This window comes from Staphylococcus sp. EG-SA-14 (assembly GCF_017151935.1).
GTDB classification, from domain to species: Bacteria; Bacillota; Bacilli; order Staphylococcales; family Staphylococcaceae; genus Staphylococcus; species Staphylococcus aureus.
This window is the reverse complement of record NZ_JACVZM010000012.1, coordinates 43,443-69,554: the sequence shown is the minus strand read 5'-3', so window position 1 is coordinate 69,554 and position 26,112 is coordinate 43,443. Positions and strand designations below refer to the sequence as shown.

Annotated in this window: 25 protein-coding genes; 16 read left to right on the top strand and 9 right to left on the bottom strand. The window is 32.3% G+C overall.

Going from position 1 to position 26,112, the window contains the following annotated elements:
• The first annotated feature begins 203 nt into the window (after positions 1-203).
• The 4 genes from qoxA to qoxD are packed head-to-tail and all read left to right on the top strand — an operon-like array spanning position 204 to position 4,174.
• The gene (qoxA, locus tag IDG63_RS08595; RefSeq protein WP_000032836.1) at positions 204-1,304 is read left to right on the top strand and encodes a cytochrome aa3 quinol oxidase subunit II; all 1,101 of its coding nucleotides are present in this window, start codon (positions 204-206) and stop codon (positions 1,302-1,304) included.
• Positions 1,304-3,292, top strand: a complete 1,989-nt coding sequence (gene qoxB / locus IDG63_RS08590) for a cytochrome aa3 quinol oxidase subunit I (RefSeq protein WP_001010762.1) — start codon at positions 1,304-1,306, stop codon at positions 3,290-3,292. Before qoxA ends, qoxB begins: the two co-directional genes overlap by 1 nt.
• A complete protein-coding gene (gene qoxC / locus IDG63_RS08585) occupies positions 3,282-3,887 on the top strand; it encodes a cytochrome aa3 quinol oxidase subunit III (RefSeq protein WP_000017736.1) in 606 nt (201 codons plus the stop codon). The genes qoxB and qoxC overlap by 11 nt, the downstream gene beginning before the upstream one ends.
• A gap of 8 nt (positions 3,888-3,895) precedes the next feature.
• Positions 3,896-4,174: a cytochrome aa3 quinol oxidase subunit IV gene (qoxD, locus tag IDG63_RS08580; protein ID WP_001797236.1), complete on the top strand. Its 279-nt coding sequence runs from the start codon at positions 3,896-3,898 to the stop codon at positions 4,172-4,174.
• A gap of 536 nt (positions 4,175-4,710) precedes the next feature.
• On the opposite strand, the gene fmtA is transcribed toward qoxD, so the two are convergent.
• The gene (gene fmtA, locus IDG63_RS08575) at positions 4,711-5,904 is read right to left on the bottom strand and encodes a teichoic acid D-Ala esterase FmtA (RefSeq protein WP_000671245.1); all 1,194 of its coding nucleotides are present in this window, start codon (positions 5,902-5,904) and stop codon (positions 4,711-4,713) included.
• 450 nt (positions 5,905-6,354) lie between these two features.
• Between fmtA and IDG63_RS08570 the strand changes: the two genes are divergently transcribed.
• From IDG63_RS08570 to atl, 4 genes are all read left to right on the top strand, one after another.
• Positions 6,355-7,572, top strand: coding sequence for a polyisoprenyl-teichoic acid--peptidoglycan teichoic acid transferase (locus IDG63_RS08570; RefSeq protein ID WP_001031978.1), 1,218 nt, complete (start codon positions 6,355-6,357; stop codon positions 7,570-7,572).
• Between the two features lie 47 nt (positions 7,573-7,619).
• Positions 7,620-8,090 carry an osmotic stress response protein gene (locus IDG63_RS08565; RefSeq protein ID WP_000088431.1) on the top strand — a complete coding sequence of 157 codons (471 nt, stop codon included), beginning with the start codon at positions 7,620-7,622 and terminating at the stop codon, positions 8,088-8,090.
• A 154-nt stretch (positions 8,091-8,244) separates the two neighbouring features.
• Entirely contained in the window at positions 8,245-8,679 is a 435-nt protein-coding gene (locus IDG63_RS08560; protein WP_000491986.1) for a GNAT family N-acetyltransferase, read from the top strand.
• A 227-nt stretch (positions 8,680-8,906) separates the two neighbouring features.
• Positions 8,907-12,677: a bifunctional autolysin gene (atl, locus tag IDG63_RS08555; RefSeq protein ID WP_086095873.1), complete on the top strand. Its 3,771-nt coding sequence runs from the start codon at positions 8,907-8,909 to the stop codon at positions 12,675-12,677.
• A 69-nt stretch (positions 12,678-12,746) separates the two neighbouring features.
• Here the strand turns inward: atl and IDG63_RS08550 are convergent, their stop codons facing one another.
• The gene (locus IDG63_RS08550; protein WP_001788579.1) at positions 12,747-12,857 is read right to left on the bottom strand and encodes a hypothetical protein; all 111 of its coding nucleotides are present in this window, start codon (positions 12,855-12,857) and stop codon (positions 12,747-12,749) included.
• Positions 12,858-12,883: 26 nt separating this feature from the next.
• Positions 12,884-13,303: a MarR family transcriptional regulator gene (locus IDG63_RS08545; protein ID WP_000278015.1), complete on the bottom strand. Its 420-nt coding sequence runs from the start codon at positions 13,301-13,303 to the stop codon at positions 12,884-12,886.
• A 152-nt stretch (positions 13,304-13,455) separates the two neighbouring features.
• On the opposite strand from IDG63_RS08545, the gene IDG63_RS08540 reads away from it, so the two are divergent.
• From IDG63_RS08540 to sspC, 5 genes are all read left to right on the top strand, one after another.
• Complete coding sequence (locus IDG63_RS08540; RefSeq protein ID WP_000202439.1) at positions 13,456-14,466, top strand: acyltransferase family protein; 1,011 nt, start codon at positions 13,456-13,458, stop codon at positions 14,464-14,466.
• Between the two features lie 195 nt (positions 14,467-14,661).
• On the top strand, positions 14,662-15,816 hold the full coding sequence (locus IDG63_RS08535; protein ID WP_000777577.1) for an aminotransferase class I/II-fold pyridoxal phosphate-dependent enzyme: 1,155 nt from the start codon (positions 14,662-14,664) through the stop codon (positions 15,814-15,816).
• A 527-nt stretch (positions 15,817-16,343) separates the two neighbouring features.
• Complete coding sequence (gene sspA / locus IDG63_RS08530; RefSeq protein ID WP_000676551.1) at positions 16,344-17,309, top strand: Glu-specific serine endopeptidase SspA; 966 nt, start codon at positions 16,344-16,346, stop codon at positions 17,307-17,309.
• 81 nt (positions 17,310-17,390) lie between these two features.
• A complete protein-coding gene (gene sspB, locus IDG63_RS08525; protein ID WP_001089097.1) occupies positions 17,391-18,572 on the top strand; it encodes a cysteine protease staphopain B in 1,182 nt (393 codons plus the stop codon).
• A gap of 37 nt (positions 18,573-18,609) precedes the next feature.
• Positions 18,610-18,939 carry a staphostatin B gene (sspC, locus tag IDG63_RS08520; protein ID WP_000284457.1) on the top strand — a complete coding sequence of 110 codons (330 nt, stop codon included), beginning with the start codon at positions 18,610-18,612 and terminating at the stop codon, positions 18,937-18,939.
• Positions 18,940-19,176: 237 nt separating this feature from the next.
• On the opposite strand, the gene menB is transcribed toward sspC, so the two are convergent.
• Genes menB through IDG63_RS14710 form a run of 5 tightly spaced genes read right to left on the bottom strand, consistent with a single transcriptional unit; the run spans position 19,177 to position 23,833 of the window.
• The gene (menB, locus tag IDG63_RS08515) at positions 19,177-19,998 is read right to left on the bottom strand and encodes a 1,4-dihydroxy-2-naphthoyl-CoA synthase (protein ID WP_000184947.1); all 822 of its coding nucleotides are present in this window, start codon (positions 19,996-19,998) and stop codon (positions 19,177-19,179) included.
• Positions 19,991-20,794: a 2-succinyl-6-hydroxy-2,4-cyclohexadiene-1-carboxylate synthase gene (gene menH, locus IDG63_RS08510; protein ID WP_000150223.1), complete on the bottom strand. Its 804-nt coding sequence runs from the start codon at positions 20,792-20,794 to the stop codon at positions 19,991-19,993. Before menH ends, menB begins: the two co-directional genes overlap by 8 nt.
• Entirely contained in the window at positions 20,781-22,454 is a 1,674-nt protein-coding gene (gene menD / locus IDG63_RS08505; RefSeq protein WP_000526685.1) for a 2-succinyl-5-enolpyruvyl-6-hydroxy-3-cyclohexene-1-carboxylic-acid synthase, read from the bottom strand. Before menD ends, menH begins: the two co-directional genes overlap by 14 nt.
• A complete protein-coding gene (locus IDG63_RS08500; protein WP_223200593.1) occupies positions 22,441-23,763 on the bottom strand; it encodes an isochorismate synthase in 1,323 nt (440 codons plus the stop codon). Before IDG63_RS08500 ends, menD begins: the two co-directional genes overlap by 14 nt.
• Entirely contained in the window at positions 23,729-23,833 is a 105-nt protein-coding gene (locus tag IDG63_RS14710; protein ID WP_001791731.1) for a hypothetical protein, read from the bottom strand. Before IDG63_RS14710 ends, IDG63_RS08500 begins: the two co-directional genes overlap by 35 nt.
• A gap of 150 nt (positions 23,834-23,983) precedes the next feature.
• On the opposite strand from IDG63_RS14710, the gene IDG63_RS08495 reads away from it, so the two are divergent.
• Positions 23,984-24,922 carry a 1,4-dihydroxy-2-naphthoate polyprenyltransferase gene (locus IDG63_RS08495; RefSeq protein ID WP_000070966.1) on the top strand — a complete coding sequence of 313 codons (939 nt, stop codon included), beginning with the start codon at positions 23,984-23,986 and terminating at the stop codon, positions 24,920-24,922.
• 51 nt (positions 24,923-24,973) lie between these two features.
• Here IDG63_RS08495 and IDG63_RS08490 read toward each other — a convergent pair whose 3' ends face one another.
• On the bottom strand, positions 24,974-25,525 hold the full coding sequence (locus IDG63_RS08490; RefSeq protein ID WP_000620949.1) for a GNAT family N-acetyltransferase: 552 nt from the start codon (positions 25,523-25,525) through the stop codon (positions 24,974-24,976).
• A gap of 164 nt (positions 25,526-25,689) precedes the next feature.
• Between IDG63_RS08490 and IDG63_RS08485 the strand changes: the two genes are divergently transcribed.
• Together IDG63_RS08485 and IDG63_RS08480 are read left to right on the top strand one after the other, a co-directional pair.
• Positions 25,690-25,905 (top strand): TM2 domain-containing protein, encoded by a 216-nt coding sequence (locus IDG63_RS08485; protein WP_000867357.1) that lies wholly within the window; start codon positions 25,690-25,692, stop codon positions 25,903-25,905.
• 63 nt (positions 25,906-25,968) lie between these two features.
• Complete coding sequence (locus IDG63_RS08480) at positions 25,969-26,100, top strand: SAR1012 family small protein (protein ID WP_020978112.1); 132 nt, start codon at positions 25,969-25,971, stop codon at positions 26,098-26,100.
• Positions 26,101-26,112: the final 12 nt, after the last annotated feature.

Here is a 26,112-nt window from a genome sequence, read left to right as displayed (position 1 = left end):
ATGAAGCAATTTTTTCAAAAACGCTATTAGTCACAAAATGTACACATAATTTTAACAAATGTGTGAACCCACGTCACACCTTGATTTATCAACATTTTTGATACAATTTTATTAATTTTTTTCCCATAAGCCCTTGTAAATATTGTGTAATAACTTAAAATTAATGTTAAGCCCTACATTTGTAGTATTAGGAGGTCAAAAAAGTGTCAAAATTTAAGTCTTTGCTTCTATTATTTGGCACACTAATTTTACTTAGTGGTTGTTCAAATATAGAAATTTTCAACGCAAAAGGGCCAGTAGCAAGTAGTCAGAAGTTCTTGATTCTTTATTCAATCGTCTTCATGCTTGTTATTTGTTTCGTTGTACTTGGCATGTTCGCCATTTTTATTTACAAGTATAGTTATAATAAGAATGCCGAATCTGGTAAGATGCACCATAATGCCATCATTGAAACAATATGGTTTGTAATACCTATCATAATCGTTGCTGCTTTAGCTATTCCTACAGTTAAAACTTTATACGATTACGAAAAACCACCGAAGAGTGAGAAAGATCCAATGGTTGTATATGCAGTAAGTGCAGGATACAAATGGTTCTTTGCTTATCCAGATGAACATATAGAGACTGTTAACACATTAACAATCCCTAAAGATCGTCCTGTTGTATTTAAGCTTCAAGCTATGGATACAATGACAAGTTTCTGGATTCCACAATTAGGTGGTCAAAAATATGCCATGACTGGCATGACAATGAATTGGACGTTAGAAGCATCTCAAACTGGTACGTTCAGAGGTCGTAACTCTAACTTCAATGGTGAAGGATTCTCACGTCAAACATTTAAAGTAAATGCCGTTAGTCAAAAAGACTACGACAAATGGGTGAAAGAAGTTAAAGGTAAGAAAACGTTAGATCAAGATACATTTGATAAACAATTATTACCAAGCACACCTAATAAAGCTTTAGAATTTAATGGTACACATATGGCGTTTGTTGATCCAGCAGCCGATCCAGAATACATCTTCTATGCATATAAACGTTTCAATTTCGAATTGAAAGATCCAAACTTCACTAGTGAAGAAAATATGTTTAAAGATGTATCAGACAAACCATTAATACCTGCTCGTAAAGCTCAAATTACAAATGCGAACTATAAACGACATGGTATGAAGTTGATGATTCTTGGAAATGACGAACCATATAACAATGAGTTCAAGAAAGATGAATCGAAAAATGCGAAAGAAATGAAGAAAATTTCAAAAGATGCGCAAGATCAAGACAATGATGATCATGGAGGTGGACATTAATGAATTTTCCATGGGATCAATTACTAGTTAAAGGTAACTGGATGATTACAATGGCACAAATTGGTGCCCCATTCTTAGTTATTGGTTTAATCGCAGTAATTACTTACTTTAAATTATGGAAATATCTTTACAAAGAATGGTTCACATCTGTAGACCATAAGAAAATCGGTATTATGTATTTAATCTGTGCCGTATTAATGTTCGTCCGTGGTGGTATTGATGCGTTACTTATTCGTGCGCAATTAACAGTACCTGATAACAAATTTTTAGAATCTAACCACTATAACGAAATTTTTAGTACACATGGTGTAATCATGATTATCTTCATGGCAATGCCATTTATCTTTGGTTTATGGAATATCGTTGTTCCATTACAAATTGGAGCACGTGATGTTGCATTCCCAGTATTAAACAACGTAAGTTTCTGGCTATTCTTTGCAGGTATGATTTTATTCAACCTGTCATTTATTATTGGTGGTTCACCAGCAGCTGGTTGGACAAACTATGCGCCACTAGCAGGTGAATTCAGTCCTGGTCCGGGTGTTAACTATTACTTAATAGCTATACAAATTTCAGGGCTTGGTACCTTAGCTACAGGTATCAACTTCTTTGTAACAATTTTAAGATGTAAAACACCAACTATGAAGTTTATGCAAATGCCAATGTTTACAGTAACAACATTTATTACTACATTAATTGTTATTCTTGCTTTCCCTCCTTTAACAGTAGCGTTAGCATTAATGACAACTGATAGAATATTTGACACAGCATTCTTCACAGTTGCACATGGCGGTATGCCAATGCTTTGGGCTAACTTCTTCTGGGTATGGGGGCACCCTGAAGTTTATATCGTTATCCTTCCAGCATTTGGTATTTATTCAGAAATTATCCCGACATTCGCTCGTAAGCGTTTATTCGGACATCAAAGTATGGTATGGGCAACTGCCGGTATCGCGTTCCTTAGTTTCTTAGTTTGGGTTCACCATTTCTTCACAATGGGTAATGGTGCGTTAATCAACTCATTCTTCTCAATTTCAACAATGCTGATTGGTATTCCAACTGGTGTGAAATTGTTTAACTGGTTATTAACATTATATAAAGGACGTATTACATTTGAGTCACCAATGCTATTCTCATTAGCATTTATCCCTAACTTCCTTTTAGGTGGTGTTACGGGTGTAATGTTAGCAATGGCATCAGCTGACTATCAATATCACAATACGTACTTCTTAGTAGCTCACTTCCACTATACATTGGTTACTGGTGTTGTATTTGCCTGCTTAGCTGGTTTAATCTTCTGGTATCCAAAGATGATGGGTTACAAATTAAACGAAACATTAAACAAATGGTGCTTCTGGTTCTTCATGATCGGATTTAACGTTTGTTTCTTACCACAATTCATTCTTGGATTAGATGGTATGCCACGTCGTTTATACACTTATATGCCATCAGATGGTTGGTTCTTATTAAACTTAATTTCAACTATCGGTGCATTATTAATGGCAATCGGATTCTTATTCCTTGTTGTTAGTATCGTATACAGTCACTTCAAATCTCCACGTGAAGCAACTGGAGATAACTGGGATGGCCTTGGTCGTACTCTAGAGTGGACTACTGCATCAGCAATTCCACCTAAATACAACTTTGCCATTACACCAGATTGGAATGACTACGACACATTTGTTGATATGAAAGAACATGGTCGTCATTACTTAGACAACCATAATTACAAAGACATTCATATGCCAAACAATACTCCTGTTGGATTCTGGATTGGTATCTTTATGACTATCGGCGGTTTCTTCTTAATTTTCGAAACTGTAATTCCAGCATTAATTTGTTTATTCGGTATTTTTGGTACTATGATTTATCGCAGTTTCCAAATCGATCACGGATATCATATCCCTGCTGCTGAAGTTGCTGAAACTGAAGCTAGATTAAGAGAAGCGCGTATTAAAGAAAGGGAGGCTGTAAGTCATGAGTCATGATACAAACACTATTGATTCACGCACACATGAAGGCGAATTAAATAAGCTTGGCTTTTGGATTTTCATTACAGCCGAATTTGCGTTATTCGGTACCCTATTTGCGACACTATTAACTTTGCAACATGGTGGCGATTATGCAGGTAAAATGACTACTGAGTTATTTGAATTGCCTCTTGTTTTAATAATGACGTTTGCATTATTATTCAGTTCTTACACATGTGGTATTGCTATTTACTACATGCGCCAAGAAAAACAAAAGTTAATGATGTTTTGGATGATCATTACGTTACTTTTAGGTTTAGTCTTTGTTGGATTCGAAATTTATGAATTCGCACACTATGCATCAGAAGGCGTTAACCCAACAATTGGTTCTTACTGGTCTAGTTTCTTTATCCTATTAGGAACGCATGGTTGTCACGTATCGCTAGGTATCGTTTGGGCCATTTGTTTATTAATCCAAATCCAACGACGCGGATTAGACAAATATAATGCGCCAAAATTATTTATAGTAAGTTTATACTGGCACTTCTTAGATGTTGTTTGGGTTTTCATCTTTACTGCCGTATATATGATAGGGATGGTGTATAGCGGATGAGTACAATAATGAAACATACTGTAGGATTTATCGCATCTATCGTATTAACGCTTTTAGCAGTATACGTAACACTATACACGTCATTAACATTCCACGCGAAGTTGACAATTATCTTTGGCTTTGCATTCGTCCAAGCAGGACTTCAATTATTAATGTTCATGCATTTAACTGAAGGTAAAGATGGACGTTTACAAACATTCAAAGTTATCTTTGCTCTTGTAATTACACTTTGTTTCGTTGTCGGAACATATTGGGTTATGCAAGGCGGTCACTCTTCACACTTATAAACAACATTTTAATAATGTAAAGTTTAACCAGCTAACACTTTTGTTAGCTGGTTTTTATTTTCCTTCAATTTTTAAATGGTTAAGTCCCCTTCTATATCTTATAAGACAATCATTATAATCAATTCAATTAATACATTAACAACCACAACTAATAAATATAGTAACTTCAAAATCCATATTTATGTCTAAAGATAATCTCAATGTTGTTCACGTCAATAAAATTATCCCTAGGTTTTTAAAAATTGTACATGTTTAAACAATCAAAAGTGTACATTATTAAATTATCATTTCCAGTTAGATTTAGAAAACATTCACACCACGCATGGACCAACGTATTCGTCTTCATTCATTTTAGTCTGATGCCAGCTCACCAAATGATTTCCCCTTTTATCAGTTAACACATATTTTTAAACTCATCCTTCTTCAACCTTATACTTTAAACTTTTTACCACTATAAAAAAGAAGATATAACTCGTATACTGGTCAGATAAGGTCGATGCCTTAATGCCATATACATGTTATATCTTCTATATTAATTATTGAACAATAACACCCTTCGTATTGTAAGGTTTATTTTGTTTTAAAATATCATTATAAATATGTTTGATTCGAACTTCATTGTTTCCTTTTACATTTAATGCAAGTACAACTACATACTTATCATTATAGTAAACAGTAAAGACTTGTCCAAAGAATCCCCCGTTAAGTCTATTCAATGTTGGCTTAGCATAGAAACCATATCGATATTCATCTGGATACTGTTTCGTACCAAACTCATGTAATAATGGATTGGTTATTTTAGGACTGAATAATTTATATTGTTGTATTTGAGTAATTAATTTACCCATATCTGTTGGTGTCATATATAAATTACCTGCACCATAGTATTGGTCCAAAATATTAGGTCTTAAGAATGAAAGTCCTGTACTATTATAAGCATAACCTTTTGCTAGATATTTTTTAAAAGGTTGTTCATCATAAAATGCTGTGTGCTGAAGTTTTAAAGGATCTCCTATTTTTGTATAATAATTCTCAGCATAAGATTTACCTGTAACTTCTTCAATTACTTTCGCAAGTACTAAATAATTCCCATCGTTATACATATGCTTTTTGTATTTCTTAGGATCAATACCACGTTTTTGAATCGCTTTAACTGCTTGATCTAAATTTTTATAATCTTTTGAGGATTTATATTTATATAATCCACTTTGATGCAACATTAAATCTTTCAATGGGATAGGCTTAGATGTTTTAAACCATGGAAGGTATTTACTTACTGGATCATTGATATTTATTTTATGTTCTTCTTCTAACTGTTTTAACAGTAACCCTGTTGAAAATTTTTGAGCTGAACCTATTAAAAACATCGTATTCGGTGTGTTTTTAATACCTTTTTCAAAATCTTGATATCCATAACCTTTACTCATTTTCAATTTGCCATTTTCATATATAGCTACTGAACCGTTAAATAATGAACTTTGTAAATACTTGTCAATTTTCTTATATTTAGGATCCTTGCTATTATATACCTCTTTTAGTTTAGACGGCGCAACCTTTTCCTTATTACGATCCACTAAATATTTTTCATTGTCTGATAATTTTGTTTCCTTATGTATTGGGTCTATAGAATGTGTCTTCGTCTGTAATCGATGAAAAATTAACGCTATAGAAATAATGATAAATAATAGTACACACGCATGTATAACTAGTTTTACTTTATTAAATTTCATTTGATAATTGCCTCACAATGTATTCATTTTATATATTTAAATCGTTAAAAATTTGAACCTAGATGCCTAATAATACAACTTACAAAAATTAACTTATCATTCATTTATGCTTTACGCTACATAGTAATAAGTTTTTCTAATATGTTATCTATACAACAAAATTAATTATACCTTATCACTTTGTATAAATCACTCGAATTTATATTACGCCTTTAAATTTTTTAAGACATCATACTAAAGTCGCATTATATTTTTAAAAATGCTTTTTGATTTTAACAAAACATTCAAATTACAAGGAACTTTGACATAACATTTGTATTTTTTACTATAAAGTACTACAATTTAAGGCTATAATGTATTAGTAATGAAGTTGTATAAATATCGTTCAACTAATTATATTTTAAAATTATGATTATGATTTAACAAAAATTTAATATAGGAGCATCAATCATGAATAAATTTTTAAAATACTTTTTGATCCTTCTAGCATTGGTTCTCATTGTTGTTCCAATAGTCTTCGCTACGTTACTTTTTAAAACGTCCCAAGATGCATTCGAATCTTCTCAGGACAGCAAAAATGCTAATCGTCAATCCAACTTAAGAGATAATAAAGTCAATCCTGAAGAACAACCTATCTCTATTCTTTTCTTAGGTATCGATGATAACGATGGAAGAAGAAAAAAAGGACAGGATGCTGAACACTCTAGATCAGACGCTATGATTTTAACTACTTTTAATCAATCAAAACATCAAATTAGAATGCTTAGTATTCCACGTGATACTATCAGCTACATTCCTAAAGTTGGCTATTACGATAAGATTACCCATGCACATGCATATGGTGGTCCAATTGCCGCAATGGATTCGGTAGAAGCTACCATGAATGTACCTGTTGATTATTATGTGAGAGTAAATATGAAAGCATTTGTCGAGGCTGTAAATGAGCTTGGTGGCATATACTATGATGTGCCATACGACTTAAATGAACCTAACACAGATGATACTGGTAAGATTAAAATTAAAAAAGGGTACCAAAAATTAAATGGTGATGAGGCTTTAGCAGTTGCTAGAACTAGACATCATGATTCAGACTTAAAACGTGGACAACGTCAAATGGAATTAATTAAGATTTTATTCCAAAAAGCACAGGAAGTTGATTCTATTGATAAACTTGATAACGTGATTCAAATTGTAGGTAAAAATGCAAAGCATAATTTAACTAACTCTGAAATTAAAGCTTTAGCAAAAATGTACTTAACAAATGATGTTGAAATTAAAACTGCGCAATTAAAAGGTAAAGATGATATGTTAAATGGTATTTACTATTATCATCCAAGTGTTGAAAGCATTCAAAAATATGCAAACTTACTTCGTAAAGACTTAGAATTATCACCTATTAATGATAAAAATGATTTCTTAGATCAACGTGTCATTAATCATTATGGTTCATTAATACCGTTAACGCCTTTAGATAGTAGTTTATTGAGAAAAGAACAAAATGATACGACAGATAAAGATAAGACATCTAACGAGAACAATGATTCAACTAATAACAGTGATTCCAGCAATCAACAACAACCTGCTACAGATCAAAACTTAAATCAAAATCAAGGTGGCACACAACAAGCGCCACAAGCTTCAAATAACCAAAATGGTGTTGTAAATTAATATTATATGAAGATTAACATTTACTATTTATGAAAGGAGCATCATACATGAGTAGAAAAACATACGAAAAGATTGCAAATATAAATGGCATGTTTAATATGTTAGAACAACAAATCATTCATAGCCAAGATATGGCTCATTTTAGAAGTGAATTTTTTTACGTCAATCATGAGCATCGAGAAAACTATGAAGCACTCCTAATTTATTACAAAAATAGTATCGACAATCCTATTGTAGATGGTGCATGTTATATTTTAGCCCTACCTGAAATTTTCAATAGTGTTGATGTTTTCGAATCAGAGTTACCATTTTCATGGGTATATGATGAAAATGGCATTACCGAAACAATGAAATCACTTAGCATTCCATTACAATATTTAGTTGCAGCAGCTTTAGAAGTAACTGATGTGAATATATTTAAGCCTTCAGGATTTACAATGGGAATGAATAATTGGAATATTGCTCAAATGCGAATCTTTTGGCAATATACAGCAATTATTAGAAAAGAAGCACTATAACATTAATAATTAATTAGCTATAAAGATGATTCACAACAATCATCTTTATAGCTTTTTTATGTCTAATTATTTTTGAGGAAAATAACAATCGTTATTCTATGTTATTATTAGTAAATTAAATGTAAATGATTTTGTTAGGATGTGGAGGAATTTTATGTTTTCAAAAGTAAACAATCAAAAGATGTTAGAAGATTGCTTCTATATAAGAAAGAAAGTGTTTGTAGAAGAACAAGGCGTCCCTGAGGAAAGTGAAATTGATGAATATGAATCTGAATCTATTCACCTCATTGGATATGATAATGGACAGCCAGTTGCCACTGCTCGAATACGCCCTATTAATGAAACAACTGTCAAAATAGAACGAGTAGCTGTGATGAAATCACATCGTGGACAAGGAATGGGTAGAATGCTTATGCAAGCTGTAGAATCATTAGCTAAAGATGAAGGTTTTTACGTAGCTACTATGAATGCCCAATGTCATGCTATCCCATTTTATGAAAGTTTAAACTTTAAAATGAGAGGTAATATATTTCTTGAGGAAGGCATCGAGCATATTGAAATGACAAAAAAGTTAACCTCGCTTAATTAAAAAAAGTTGTATCTATTTTAGAAACATTTGTAATAAACCAATTCTTAAATTGACATCAATTCTATTTGATTTGTCACGTCACCATTGAGATTCAAAATTTTTTTCATTTTTTTACAGTGAAAATGTAAATTAAGAGTATATTACAAATTGGTTAAATACGCACAGGTATATAAAACAGGTACTATAATGTTAGTAATAATTAATAAATGTTAGGAGTAATAAATAGAATGGCGAAAAAATTCAATTACAAACTACCATCAATGGTTGCATTAACGCTTGTAGGTTCAGCAGTCACTGCACATCAAGTTCAAGCAGCTGAGACGACACAAGATCAAACTACTAATAAAAACGTTTTAGATAGTAATAAAGTTAAAGCAACTACTGAACAAGCAAAAGCTGAGGTAAAAAATCCAACGCAAAACATTTCTGGCACTCAAGTATATCAAGACCCTGCTATTGTCCAACCAAAAACAGCAAATAACAAAACAGGCAATGCTCAAGTAAGTCAAAAAGTTGATACTGCACAAGTAAATGGTGACACTCGTGCTAATCAATCAGCGACTACAAATAATACGCAGCCTGTTGCAAAGTCAACAAGCACTACAGCACCTAAAACTAACACTAATGTTACAAATGCTGGTTATAGTTTAGTTGATGATGAAGATGATAATTCAGAAAATCAAATTAATCCAGAATTAATTAAATCAGCTGCTAAACCTGCAGCTCTTGAAACGCAATATAAAGCCGCAGCACCTAAAGCTGCAACTACATCAGCACCTAAAGCTAAAACTGAAGCGACACCTAAAGTAACTACTTTTAGCGCTTCAGCACAACCAAGATCAGTTGCTGCAACACCAAAAACGAGTTTGCCAAAATATAAACCACAAGTAAACTCTCCAATTAACGATTACATTCGTAAAAATAACTTAAAAGCACCTAAAATTGAAGAAGATTATACATCTTACTTCCCTAAATACGCATACCGTAACGGCGTAGGTCGTCCTGAAGGTATCGTAGTTCATGATACAGCTAATGATCGTTCGACGATAAATGGTGAAATTAGTTATATGAAAAATAACTATCAAAACGCATTCGTACATGCATTTGTTGATGGGGATCGTATAATCGAAACAGCACCAACGGATTACTTATCTTGGGGTGTCGGTGCAGTCGGTAACCCTAGATTCATCAATGTTGAAATCGTACACACACACGACTATGCTTCATTTGCACGTTCAATGAATAACTATGCTGACTATGCAGCTACACAATTACAATATTATGGTTTAAAACCAGACAGTGCTGAGTATGATGGAAATGGTACAGTATGGACTCACTACGCTGTAAGTAAATATTTAGGTGGTACTGACCATGCCGATCCACATGGATATTTAAGAAGTCATAATTATAGTTATGATCAATTATATGACTTAATTAATGAAAAATATTTAATAAAAATGGGTAAAGTGGCGCCATGGGGTACGCAATCTACAACTACCCCTACTACACCATCAAAACCAACAACACCGTCGAAACCATCAACTGGTAAATTAACAGTTGCTGCAAACAATGGTGTCGCACAAATCAAACCAACAAATAGTGGTTTATATACTACTGTATACGACAAAACTGGTAAAGCAACTAATGAAGTTCAAAAAACATTTGCTGTATCTAAAACAGCTACATTAGGTAATCAAAAATTCTATCTTGTTCAAGATTACAATTCTGGTAATAAATTTGGTTGGGTTAAAGAAGGCGATGTGGTTTACAACACAGCTAAATCACCTGTAAATGTAAATCAATCATATTCAATCAAACCTGGTACGAAACTTTATACAGTACCTTGGGGTACATCTAAACAAGTTGCTGGTAGTGTGTCTGGCTCTGGAAACCAAACATTTAAGGCTTCAAAGCAACAACAAATTGATAAATCAATTTATTTATATGGCTCTGTGAATGGTAAATCTGGTTGGGTAAGTAAAGCATATTTAGTTGATACTGCTAAACCTACGCCTACACCAACACCTAAGCCATCAACACCTACAACAAATAATAAATTAACAGTTTCATCATTAAACGGTGTTGCTCAAATTAATGCTAAAAACAATGGCTTATTCACTACAGTTTATGACAAAACTGGTAAGCCAACGAAAGAAGTTCAAAAAACATTTGCTGTAACAAAAGAAGCAAGTTTAGGTGGAAACAAATTCTACTTAGTTAAAGATTACAATAGTCCAACTTTAATTGGTTGGGTTAAACAAGGTGACGTTATTTATAACAATGCAAAATCACCTGTAAATGTAATGCAAACATATACAGTAAAACCAGGCACTAAATTATATTCAGTACCTTGGGGCACTTATAAACAAGAAGCTGGTGCAGTTTCTGGTACAGGTAACCAAACTTTTAAAGCGACTAAGCAACAACAAATTGATAAATCTATCTATTTATTTGGAACTGTAAATGGTAAATCTGGTTGGGTAAGTAAAGCATATTTAGCTGTACCTGCTGCACCTAAAAAAGCAGTAGCACAACCAAAAACAGCTGTAAAAGCTTATACTGTTACTAAACCACAAACGACTCAAACAGTTAGCAAGATTGCTCAAGTTAAACCAAACAACACTGGTATTCGTGCTTCTGTTTATGAAAAAACAGCGAAAAACGGTGCGAAATATGCAGACCGTACGTTCTATGTAACAAAAGAGCGTGCTCATGGTAATGAAACGTATGTATTATTAAACAATACAAGCCATAACATCCCATTAGGTTGGTTCAATGTAAAAGACTTAAATGTTCAAAACTTAGGCAAAGAAGTTAAAACGACTCAAAAATATACTGTTAATAAATCAAATAACGGCTTATCAATGGTTCCTTGGGGTACTAAAAACCAAGTCATTTTAACAGGCAATAACATTGCTCAAGGTACATTTAATGCAACGAAACAAGTATCTGTAGGCAAAGATGTTTATTTATACGGTACTATTAATAACCGCACTGGTTGGGTAAATGCAAAAGATTTAACTGCACCAACTGCTGTTAAACCAACTACATCAGCTGCCAAAGATTATAACTACACTTATGTAATTAAAAATGGTAATGGTTATTACTATGTAACACCAAATTCTGATACAGCTAAATACTCATTAAAAGCATTTAATGAACAACCATTCGCAGTTGTTAAAGAACAAGTCATTAATGGACAAACTTGGTACTATGGTAAATTATCTAACGGTAAATTAGCATGGATTAAATCAACTGATTTAGCTAAAGAATTAATTAAGTATAATCAAACAGGTATGACATTAAACCAAGTTGCTCAAATACAAGCTGGTTTACAATATAAACCACAAGTACAACGTGTACCAGGTAAGTGGACAGATGCTAACTTTAATGATGTTAAGCATGCAATGGATACGAAGCGTTTAGCTCAAGATCCAGCATTAAAATATCAATTCTTACGCTTAGACCAACCACAAAATATTTCTATTGATAAAATTAATCAATTCTTAAAAGGTAAAGGTGTATTAGAAAACCAAGGTGCTGCATTTAACAAAGCTGCTCAAATGTATGGCATTAATGAAGTTTATCTTATCTCACATGCCCTATTAGAAACAGGTAACGGTACTTCTCAATTAGCGAAAGGTGCAGATGTAGTGAACAACAAAGTTGTAACTAACTCAAACACGAAATACCATAACGTATTTGGTATTGCTGCATATGATAACGATCCTTTACGTGAAGGTATTAAATATGCTAAACAAGCTGGTTGGGACACAGTATCAAAAGCAATCGTTGGTGGTGCTAAATTCATCGGCAACTCATATGTAAAAGCTGGTCAAAATACGCTTTACAAAATGAGATGGAATCCTGCACATCCAGGAACACACCAATATGCTACAGATATAGATTGGGCTAACATCAATGCTAAAATCATCAAAGGCTACTATGATAAAATTGGCGAAGTCGGCAAATACTTCGACATCCCACAATATAAATAAGCAACATGAACATAGGATCAAAAGTCATCCCCCACTATCAATCATGGGGGATGACCTTTGATCCCTTTTTTATACATACACAAGCAAAAATAGCGGTGATTGTTTACCATCAATTTTAACAATCACCGCTACTTTTGCTTGTAATTCATGATTCAATTTTTGTTGTGTGCACAATGACACTAAATTATGTGTTTGCTATTGTCGTGTTACAACGATATGCGTCGTTGATTTAACTTATCAAGTAATTGATTTAAATTGTCTAATTCGACTTCCGATAAACATTGACATCTTGCTTCAATCAATTCGCAACGTGCATTATTTATTTGTGAAATTAATGTACGTGCTTGATCAGTCAAAATTAATTCTTTACATCTTAAATCTTCGCTAGATTGTTGACTTGTGATGTACCCTTTCAAAACTAATTTCTTAATCCATCTTGAAACTATAGATTGTTCCCTGCTAATCTTCATCGTCAAATCATACTGTGATAAGCGATCGTAATTAAATAAAATACGGAGAAGTTCTAGCTGTTCAGATGTGATATCCGTGCGTTGTCCAAATCTTCTATTCACTAAGTTTAAGTCATTATTAGTCAGTGTAATAAGTTTTTCAAGTTGTTTATACATGTTGTTCTACTCCACTACATATTATTTATAATATTATATGCTTTTTTTATAATTTTTACAATACTATTCGACACAATAGACAAATTTGTTGCATAACTAATACAAAATATAATAAATTAGTAAGAGTCTTATGGACATAAAGGAGATAAAATATGACTTCATTAAAAGAGAGAGATTATTTTTTTGACAACGCAAGAGCAATTTTAATATTATTAGTCGTATTTGGACATATGTTACAACCCTACACGAGTGGCGATAAATATTTATCAGCATTATACCTAGTTATTTATAGTTTCCATATGCCAACATTTTTGTTTATATCTGGTTATTTCGCGAAAAATATTGATAAACCATACTATTTAGAAAAAATTTCAAAACGTTTGATAGTACCTTATATGATATTTTTTGCATTCTTTTCAATTTATTATTTCTTAACAGGTAAAAGTGACGAATTACAACTTGATCCTTTTAACCCAGTATTTGCGTTATGGTTTTTGATCACGCTATTTTTCTTTCATGTCATTTTAGTAATAGTTAGAAGATTTAATCCATATAAAGTGCTATCAGTTTCAATTATTATATCTATTGGAGCAGGTTTTTCAGATAACATCGATAGCTACTTAAGCATTTCAAGGACAATCGTATTTTTCCCAATATTTTATCTAGGTTACATTTTCACCAAAAAACATACGGCTATTTTTAAAAATAAAAAACTAATACCAGTATCTATCATTACCTTTATTTTGTTTTTTATCGTTTACGTGATTCATCCTATCAATGCAGATTGGTTATTGGGAAGTTCACCATATACTTCACTTGAAAATGAAGGACAGAGTATATTCAGTCCTTTTAAACGACTTATATTATATGGAATTATATTAATCGCAATGACTGCGTTTCTAAATTTAATGTCAACAAAGAAAAAATTATATACTTATATTGGTAGTCGTACGCTATACGTATATTTATTACATGGTTTAATTATTGGCATTGTTAGAGGATTTGAATGGTACCCATTCGATAATCCTATATCATTAATGACTTATCTTTATTTAATAAGTATATCTGTAATCATCGTATATGTATTATCTACAAACTTTGTTTGTAAATGGACAAATCCAATAATTAATTTACAAAGACCATCACAGTTTAAAGATTCATAATTTTATACTGTCTAAGTACATTAACTGTAACCACTTTATTCATTTTGAAAAGTAGTTACTACAGTGTATTTAGACATTTTTCGTTTTTCAAATAAAGCTTAAGTAATTTACCCTTTTTTGCTTTAAAAGTATGTTATGATATTATTAATTTCTAAATTTTTAGACAATATTTGATTTATATTTGAGGTGTCACAAATGAAACTTTCTTTAAATTCTAATTCTAAATATTTAAGAGCACCAAGTATTCGCCAATTTTCAAATCGTATGAATAATTTGGATGATTGTGTTAATTTAACTATTGGCCAACCAGACTTCCCGATGCCTGATGTTGTGAAAAAGGCATATATTGATGCTATTAACAATGACAAGACATCATACTCTCACAATAAAGGGTTATTAGAAACTCGCGAAGCAATTAGTCAATACTTCAAAAATCGTTATCATTTTTCCTATGATCCTGAAGAAATTATTGTGACAAATGGAGCAAGTGAAGCAATAGACACAACGTTACGTTCTATCATAGAGCCTGGAGATGAAATTATAATACCGGGACCAATTTATGCAGGCTACATACCACTCATCGAAGTACTAGGTGGTAAACCAATTTATATTGATACAACAGCAACACAATTTAAAATTACACCTGATGCATTAGAAAGTCATATTTCTCCAAAGACAAAAGCTGTCTTGTTAAATTATCCGACTAATCCAACTGGCGTAGTTTTAAAAAGAAATGAAGTTTTAAATATCGTAAATGTATTAAAAAAATATCCGATATTTATTATTAGCGATGAGATTTATGCTGAAAATACATTTAGTGGTAAACATGTATCCTTCGCTGAATTTGAAGACATTCGTGATCAATTAATATTAATTGGTGGTTTAAGTAAATCACACTCAGCAACCGGAATAAGAATTGGTTTTCTATTAGGACCTCAATATTTGATTGATAAATTAACATTTATGCACGCCTATAATTGTATTTGTGCCAATGTTCCAGCTCAAATAGCATGTATAACAGCACTTAACGAAGGATTAGAAGCTCCTAAATATATGAACGAAGCTTATGTAGAACGAAGAAATTATTTAGTATCTGAATTAACTAAATTAGGTTTTGAGATTACCGCTCAACCTGAAGGCGCGTTTTATATTTTCCCAAGTATTAAACATATCACCGATGACGATTTCGAATTTTGTGTCGATTTACTTGAATCAACACATTTAGCAATCGTTCCAGGCTCATCCTTTACAGAATTCGGTAAAGGATTTGTAAGGATTTCCTATGCTTATGAAATGGATGTTTTAAAAGAAGGTATGAAGAGACTTGCTAAATATTTAAATACTAAATAAAAATGATATGTTGAACTGGACGTCGTGAACTAAATTCATAGTACGTTCAGTTTTTTATATTCTATAAGTTTTAAATAATACTCTATAGAGACTGTAAATACTACCGAGTTATATTCCTCTCCTTTAAACACCTCACTCAAAATGATTCTATCAAAAGGTTTTAATATGCTAACTTATAATTGTTCTTCGAAACTTAAGCACTCAAATAATATATCACCATTCATATTAATCTACCTTTGGCCAAACAATTATTATTCAAAAGTTACTATTTATTATTATAAACAAATACTTTCCATTCGCTCTCAATTCCTTTCTTATTTATTCTTTTAGATAAATGCAAACAATTGACGATCTTATCAATTTAACTCAATTGAATAAAGTATAATACAATTCAATTTTAATCCCCTTAATGTTTTTGTAAACTCTAATCTTTACAAAAACTTTTTAATTTATTTATATATTATTATTGACTTAAAAATTTTTAGTGTTATATTTAACTTGTAAATAAATTTTTTGGAGGTTTTTAGATGAAAGGTAAATTTTTAAAAGTTAGTTCTTTATTCGTTGCAACTTTGACAACAGCGACACTTGTGAGTTCTCCAGCAGCAAACGCGTTATCTTCAAAGGCTATGGACAATCATCCACAACAAACGCAGTCAAGCAAACAGCAAACACCTAAGATTCAAAAAGGCGGTAACCTTAAACCATTAGAACAACGTGAACACGCAAATGTTATATTACCAAATAACGATCGTCACCAAATCACAGATACAACGAATGGTCATTATGCACCCGTAACTTATATTCAAGTTGAAGCACCTACTGGTACATTTATTGCTTCCGGTGTAGTTGTAGGTAAAGATACTCTTTTAACAAATAAACACGTCGTAGATGCTACGCACGGTGATCCTCATGCTTTAAAAGCATTCCCTTCTGCAATTAACCAAGACAATTATCCAAATGGTGGTTTCACTGCTGAACAAATCACTAAATATTCAGGCGAAGGTGATTTAGCAATAGTTAAATTCTCCCCTAATGAGCAAAACAAACATATTGGTGAAGTAGTTAAACCAGCAACAATGAGTAATAATGCTGAAACACAAGTTAACCAAAATATTACTGTAACAGGATATCCTGGTGATAAACCTGTAGCAACAATGTGGGAAAGTAAAGGAAAAATCACTTACCTCAAAGGCGAAGCTATGCAATATGATTTAAGTACAACTGGTGGTAACTCAGGTTCACCTGTATTTAATGAAAAAAATGAAGTGATCGGAATTCATTGGGGCGGTGTACCAAATGAATTTAATGGTGCGGTATTTATTAATGAAAATGTACGCAACTTCTTAAAACAAAATATTGAAGATATCCATTTTGCCAACGATGACCAACCTAATAACCCAGATAATCCTGATAACCCTAACAACCCTAACAACCCTGATAATCCAGACAATGGCGATAACAATAATTCAGACAACCCTGACGCTGCATAAACTTCATCTTAATTTAGATTTAGTAAATAGAAGCAAAGTCTTAGCAACGCAAAATATTTTGATTTAAATGGAGGGTATTATATGAATAGTTCATATAAATCTAGAGTATTCAATATTATAAGCATCATAATGGTTTCAATGCTTATTTTATCACTAGGCGCATTTGCTAATAACAATAAAGCCAAAGCCGATTCACACTCTAAACAGCTAGAAATTAATGTTAAGAGTGACAAAGTACCTCAAAAAGTAAAAGATCTAGCACAACAACAATTTGCTGGTTATGCTAAAGCATTAGATAAACAAAGTAATGCAAAAACTGGTAAATATGAACTTGGCGAAGCTTTTAAAATTTATAAATTTAATGGTGAAGAAGATAATAGTTACTATTATCCAGTTATAAAAGACGGTAAAATTGTTTATACTTTAACACTTAGCCCTAAAAATAAAGATGATTTAAACAAATCAAAAGAAGACATGAATTACAGTGTTAAAATTTCAAACTTCATCGCTAAAGATTTAGACCAAATTAAAGATAAAAATTCAAATATCACTGTTCTTACTGATGAAAAAGGATTTTATTTTGAAGAAGATGGCAAAGTTAGATTAGTAAAAGCTACGCCACTACCTGGTAATGTAAAAGAAAAAGAAAGTGCTAAAACAGTTTCATCAAAATTGAAACAAGAGTTAAAAAATACAGTAACACCTACTAAAGTTGAAGAAAACGAAGCGATACAAGAAGATCAAGTTCAATATGAAAATACATTAAAAAACTTCAAAATTAGAGAACAACAATTCGATAACTCATGGTGTGCAGGATTTAGTATGGCAGCATTATTAAATGCAACTAAAAATACAGACACTTATAATGCACATGATATTATGCGTACATTATACCCTGAAGTAAGTGAGCAAGACCTTCCTAATTGCTCAACATTCCCTAATCAAATGATTGAATACGGTAAATCACAAGGCAGAGATATTCATTATCAAGAAGGCGTACCATCATATGAACAAGTTGATCAACTTACAAAAGATAATGTAGGAATTATGATTCTTGCACAAAGTGTATCTCAAAACCCTAATGATCCACATTTAGGACATGCCCTAGCAGTTGTTGGTAATGCTAAAATTAATGACCAAGAAAAACTTATTTACTGGAATCCTTGGGATACAGAATTATCAATCCAAGATGCAGATTCAAGCCTATTACATTTATCATTCAATCGTGATTATAACTGGTATGGTTCAATGATAGGTTACTAAAAAGTAATATAGATATTGATTAAAGGCAGGTAAAACTATGTATCAACTACAATTTATAAATTTAGTTTACGACACAACCAAACTCACACATCTAGAACAAACCAATATCAATTTATTCATTGGTAATTGGAGTAATCATCAATTACAAAAATCAATTTGTATACGTCATGGCGATGATACAAGTCACAATCAATATCATATTCTTTTTATAGATACGGCACATCAACGCATTAAATTTTCATCTATTGATAATGAAGAAATCATTTATATTCTTGATTATGATGATACACAGCATATCCTCATGCAAACGTCATCCAAACAAGGTATTGGCACTTCGCGCCCAATCGTTTATGAGCGCTTAGTATAACTAATTTAAATGATTTCACTTCATAAAGCGGGTTGGCGAGAATTCAATTTCTCACCAGCTCGTTTTTTGATTGTAATAATAATCTTTAACATTTATTTTTTCTCTATTAATTTTCTCAAACTATCTTATATTTATGATAATTAATTAAAAGCCCCTTTTAAATTCTTATAAAATAAAAAAGCCACCTATCGTCGCTAATAAACGACGCAAGTGACTTAATATCATATTCAAAATAACTTATGGGAATTTAGGGAATTGATCGAAGTCAGGATCACGTTTTTCTTTAAACGCATCACGGCCTTCTTTCGCTTCATCAGTTGTGTAATAAAGCAGTGTTGCATCCCCAGCCATTTGTTGTAAACCAGCTAAACCATCTGTGTCAGCATTCATAGCTGCTTTAAGGAATCGTAACGCTGTTGGTGAGTGTTTCATAATCTCTTTACACCATTGCACAGTTTCATCTTCAACTTTCTCTAAAGGTACTACTGTATTTACTAGACCCATATCTAAAGCTTCTTGTGCATTGTATTGACGACATAAGTACCAAATTTCACGTGCTTTCTTATGTCCAACGATACGTGCTAAATATCCTGAACCATAACCCGCATCAAATGAACCTACTTTAGGACCAGTTTGTCCAAAAATAGCATTATCAGCAGCAATCGTTAAGTCACAAACAACATTTAGTACATTACCGCCACCTACAGCATAACCTTTTACCATCGCGATAACCGGTTTTGGAATAATACGAATTAAACGCTGTAAATCTAATACATTTAAGCGAGGGATTTGGTCTTCACCTACATAACCACCATGTCCACGTTTCTTCTGGTCACCACCAGAACAGAATGCTAAATCACCTTCACCAGTTAATACGATAACTGAAACGTTTTGATCATCACGTGCACGTGAAAATGCGTCAATCATTTCAGCAACTGTTTTAGGTGTAAACGCATTGCGTACTTCAGGGCGATTTATTGTTACCTTAGCAATCCCTTCATAAAATTCATATTTGATTTCATCATATTCTCTAAGTGTTTCCCATTGTCTGTTAGTCATTTTGCTCCTCCTTTAAAAATCCTAATATCATTGTATCAAATTCATCACTATCTTCCACATGAATTGTATGACCTGTAGCAGAAATTAATTTACATTTACTATTAGGAATTAAATTTGCCATTTTTTTCGCAATCTGTACAAATTTTTCATCATATTCTCCAGCTAATATTAATGTTGGTACTTTAATTTCTTTCAGGCGCGGCCATAAGTTTGGCATTTGACCTGTACCATAATCTCTTAATGCTTTGGCCATTTTATGTGGCGATTGGGACAATCGTTGTTGTCTTATTTGATGTTGTATTTCAACTGGTAATTCTAGTTGCGATTGAAATAATGGCAACTTTTCCCAATCATTAACAAATAATTCAATACCTGCTATGTCTAATACTTTAGCACGTGCATCATCAACAAGACGGCGTTCCAATTGATTTGCTTCTTCTTTAATACCTGGTGACGTACTTTCTAATATCAAATTAGATATAGGGATGTGACCATTAATTGCATAATATAATGCAACACGTCCACCCATTGAATATCCAAACAATGTTATTGATTTATCTTTATATTTATCTAAAATTCGGTCTAACAACGTCGTAATATAATCAAAATTCCACGTTTCATCCATTGAAGACTGATCTTCGCCATGTCCTGGTAAGTCTATAGTGATGACATGACAGATATCAGTATATTTATCGATGTGATTATAATAAGTACGACTGTCGCTAAGAAAACCATGCAGTAATACTAAAACTTGATTGGTCTCAACGTTTGCTTCATAGTAATTATAATGTGTCATGAATCATTTCACTCAATTTCTGATATAAAATTTGATGCTGTTTAAAGTTATCTTCGCGATTCGTTATCAATTCATAAATCGTCGAAGTTTCAGATAACAATGTGGCATTTTTAAATTCTGAAACACTGTTAAAACGTTTAAAATCGAATTGATATAACTTAGCTGTATACTCGAAATCCAATCCCGTCGGTGTGCCAAACAACCGTTCAAAATAGTCAGTTGCACTTTCTTTTTGTGGTAAATATGAAAAAATACCGCCACCATCGTTGTTCAATAATACAATATTCATCTGAATATTATTTAATTTTGACATTAATAGTCCATTCATATCATGATAAAATGATAAATCACCTATCAATAATGTTATTCGTTTATGCACAGCCATACCCAGTGCAGTTGAAACGATACCATCAATACCATTCGCACCACGATTCGCATAGACATCTATATTTTTATTCAATAACAAGTTATCTACATCTCTGATAGGCATACTATTACTAATAAATAATGCATCTTTTTCAGATGTTTTCTTAATCAATTCACCAACGAATGCACTCTCATCTGTAGCTTGTTCCAAATAACATTTAATTTCTTTACGCCCTTTTTTCTCTAAGCGTTGCCATTTTTCTAACCAACTTACGCGATTGATGGTCGTGTCTTCCATTAATGACCTAAAGAAATCATTCGCAGAAATCTCATATGAAATATCTGGTGCTATCGGAAAGACATCAATCTTATCATTGTTTTGCACTAATATTTGAAATGCATCAGTTTTCTTTAACCATTGATTCAACTTTTTAGAAATCACTGGTTTCCCAACACGAATTACGAAATCCACATTTAAGTCTAAGCCGCTTCTAAACAGCAAATCATATGTACAGATAACATTCGGATGATCAAATTTTCTTAAATGACTTAAAGGATCAGCTAAAATAGGCAAATCATATATCGTTGAATACGTCAGTATTTGATCAACTTCTTGGTGCTGCATATCCCCTACAATAATTAAACCTTTTTTCTTATTTAAAATGTGTCTTAATGCCGATGCATCTATACTTTTTTGATAGTGCGGTAAAATCTTCATCTCAGAAGTTAACAATTCTGTTGCATTCAAATCAGGTGTTAACGGATCTCTAAATGGCAAGTTAAAATGAATCGGCCCTTTATGTGGTCCATATAAATATTGACTAGCAATTTGCATTTGATAATAAATTGCATCAATGGTCTCTTTACTATCATCCGCAATAGGCATATCGAACTCATAACTTACATAATTATTAAACATATTTACTTGATTAATCGCTTGTGGTGCGCCTACACTTCTTAATTCATGCGGACGGTCACTTGTTAAAACGATTAATGGAATTCTACTAATTTGGCTTTCAGCAATTGCAGGCGTATAATTCGCTGCTGCTGTACCTGACGTACATAATATAGCGACAGGTCTTTCACTGCCTTTAATTAACCCAACTGCAAAAAACGCTGCACTTCGCTCATCGGGGTGTATCCATGTTTTAATATTTGGATGTGCTTCAAATGCAAGTGCAAGTGGCGTTGAGCGTGATCCCGGACTGATAACTACTTCCCTTACGCCGTACGCATATAACTCAGATGCAAATGTAAAAACTTGCTTCGTTAAAGCTGCTTTATGATTTCCCATTCATATCGACTCCTAATGCATTCATCATAGGTGTGAACTTAAGGTTCGTTTCTGCCAATTCACTATCTGGATCAGAATCTTTAACAATGCCACACCCAGCAAATAAAGTTGCTTGTGCTTTCTTAATAAGCATCGAACGAATTGCAACAATAAATTCACAATCATCATATATATCTATATAGCCAACCGGCGCACCATATAATCCTCGTGTACCAAATTCTTTCTGTTCAATAAAATCCATCGCAAATTCTTTTGGATAGCCACCTAAAGCAGGTGTTGGATGTAAATTATCAATTAAACTAATATACGAATCATCCTTCAGTGGCGCCTTTATTTCAGTGTACAAGTGATATAAATGATCATTTTTTAGAATTTTAGGCGTCTTATCATAATGTAATTCAGTGATATAAGGTTTAATATCATGTAAAATACTGTCAACAACAAATCGATGTTCGATTAAGTTTTTATTATCTTTTAAAAATGCTTCAACATTTTTTGTATCTTCGTCCTCATCTTGTGAACGTTTAATTGTACCTGCTACAGCTTTAGTCGATAGTATTTTATTATTGACCTTTATTAATTGTTCAGGTGTTTGTGAAAAGAATATAGAATCTTGTGATTCTAACAAGAATATATAACTGTTTTTTTCTTTAGAATATGCTTGCTTTAGAATATATGGAATACTGATATCTTTATCGAACTTTATTAACCGTCTACGTGCTAGTACAATTTTTTCTTCATTATTAATAGATTCTATAGCTTCTACTACAAGTTGACGCCAGTCATCTTTATAAATATCTTCATTTCTAGTAATTTCCCCAATTTGCTCGTCCACATCTATGTCCGATATATTGTTGAACAAATCCATTAAATCGTTCAATGCCTCAACAGTAAAACTTTCCCTTTTAACTGTATAAGTTAAAAATGTCCCATTTTTATCAGTTGAAATTAAAACTTCAGGTAATACAAAATGATTTAGTCCAAACTCTCGCCATTCATCATCTGATTTATGACTTGAAAATTGGAACCCTCCAACAACTCGAAGATGATGTTTCTCAGATTGCGGATGTATAAATGTGATGTTATGTTTTAATTTTTCCCAGTCTTTAAAAATAGATTGTTTATTTTTAGAATTATTTTTGAATAATTGAATTGCTTTGTAGCCAAAATATGACGTTCGATTATCATTCAAACGCATATAAAAGCGATCTCCTGCCTCATTGTCAGTGAGATGAAATAATGTGCTCGGGTCTAGTGACTGTGATAATTTCACTTCAACTGAAACCCATTCCTTTGAGCTGCCATATATCTCTTTGACAATATCGTCCTCTAATACGCCCGTAGCCATCCATTTCACTTCTTTCTTCGTCTTTTTTCACTCATTATTATATTGTATCATTTTTGGATAATTGTGTTACAAGAATTGCTTAAACTTATCTTGCAATTTTTCACGTCAATTGACCTTTATGCTACTTTCTATTAAAATATCTTTGTTATAAAAAATATGATTTAAAGAGGTTTTGTATTCAATGAGTAATCAATATCAGCAATATTCTACAGTTAAGAAATATTGGCATTTAATGCGTCCTCATACATTAACTGCTTCCGTAGTACCCGTTTTAGTTGGTACAGCAGCATCTAAAATATATTTTCTTGGTAGCGAAGATCATATTAAAATCAGCCTATTCATTGCCATGTTACTAGCATGCTTACTTATTCAAGCAGCAACTAATATGTTTAATGAATACTATGATTATAAAAAAGGCCTTGATGATCATGAATCTGTAGGCATTGGTGGTGCCATTGTTCGCAACGGTATGAGCCCAGAGCTTGTGCTACGATTAGCCATTGCATTTTACATCTTAGCAGCAATATTAGGTTTGTTTTTAGCTGCTAACTCTTCATTTTGGTTATTACCAGTTGGATTAGTATGTATGGCTGTTGGTTACCTATATACAGGTGGCCCTTTCCCTATTTCATGGACGCCTTTCGGTGAATTATTCTCAGGCGTATTTATGGGTATGTTTATTATCGTTATTGCATTCTTTATTCAAACTGGCAATATTCAAAGTTATGTAATTTGGTTAAGTGTACCTATAGTAATCACTATCGGTTTAATTAATATGGCTAACAATATTCGCGACCGTGTCAAAGATAAAGCAAGTGGTCGCAAAACTTTACCCATTCTATTAGGTAAAAATGCTTCTTTAACATTTATGGCAATCATGTACTTTATCGCTTATGCCTTTATTGTACTTACGATCATTATTAAACCTGGTGGCTCATTATTTTACTTACTTGCGTTGTTATCATTCCCAATGCCTGTTAAAGTTATCAGACGTTTCAAGAAGAATGATACACCGCCTACAATGATGCCAGCAATGGCTGCTGCTGGTAAAACAAATACATTTTTCGGTTTATTATATGCATTAGGTATTTATATTAGTGCATTATTTGCAGGCATTTAATAGAAAATGATACTACTCGGCAATCGACTTACATCGAACTGTCGAGTTTTTTTATTTAACAATTAAATGATGATACATGTGCTTGTATAATTCAATCTGTCCATCAGATATAAAGCCTACTTTTTTATATAACTTTAATGCTGCTTCATTATTAATATCGCAATTCAAACTCCATTTAACATGTGTATTTGATTCAAGTAATGACGTTAATAACTTTGTCGCGATGCCTCTACCTCTATATGCTGCAAATGTCGCAATTGTTTCTATATAATACTCATCGTCTTTAGCTTCTTTTACAGGTAATGGCGTGCCATATTGTTTTATTTCTTCTGGCAAGTCAAGTAGTTCCCATGCTTTTTCGTATTTCAATTCATTTTCACCACTATAGCTAATAATACAACCTGCTACTTTATTTTCTACTTCATAAACTAAAATATGCTGATAAAAAGTTCGATATGTTGCATCAACACAGCTTTTTTCAATTGCATCTAATACCATGTCTTTAGGTAGATGCTTTACCAATTCTAATTCCATATCATCCCAAACCATATAAACTAACTTCGCAATATCAAATCGGTCCTCTGGACGTGCTTGACGTATCACTATGTCATCATTCCCTTTTACGTTATTAACATTTATTATATAGAAATTCTAGCTTATTTTAAAAAGATATACTTATAATTTTAGAAAGTTTGAAAATTCTAAAGTTAGAAATATTGGTTTTCACAACGAATTTAAGTAGAATTATAGTTAAGGAGGATTTACAAATGAAAGTCAATAAAGCCATTTATGTTATTGTTGCATTATTTCTTGGAGGTTTAGGTATTCATAAATTTTATGCTGATAAATTTGGACAAGGTCTTTTTCACTTATTATTTTTCTGGACAGGTATCCCTACCATCATCTCAATAATACATGCAATTTTTGTCATTTTTACTAAAAAAGCAGATAAAGATGGTTATATTATATTCCCTAAAAATTAAATTGTGACAATGACGTTTAAAAAGCATATATGAATGGGTATATAGTTCGTAAGATATAGAGAAATGAGGTATGTAACGATGCGCCAATTCATTAAAAGAATTGTTAAAACAATCCTTGTCGGTTATGTAATTAAATTTATTCGAAATAAACTTTCAGGTAAATCATCACATCCGACAGATAATAAACATAATTAAAAATACAGCGCC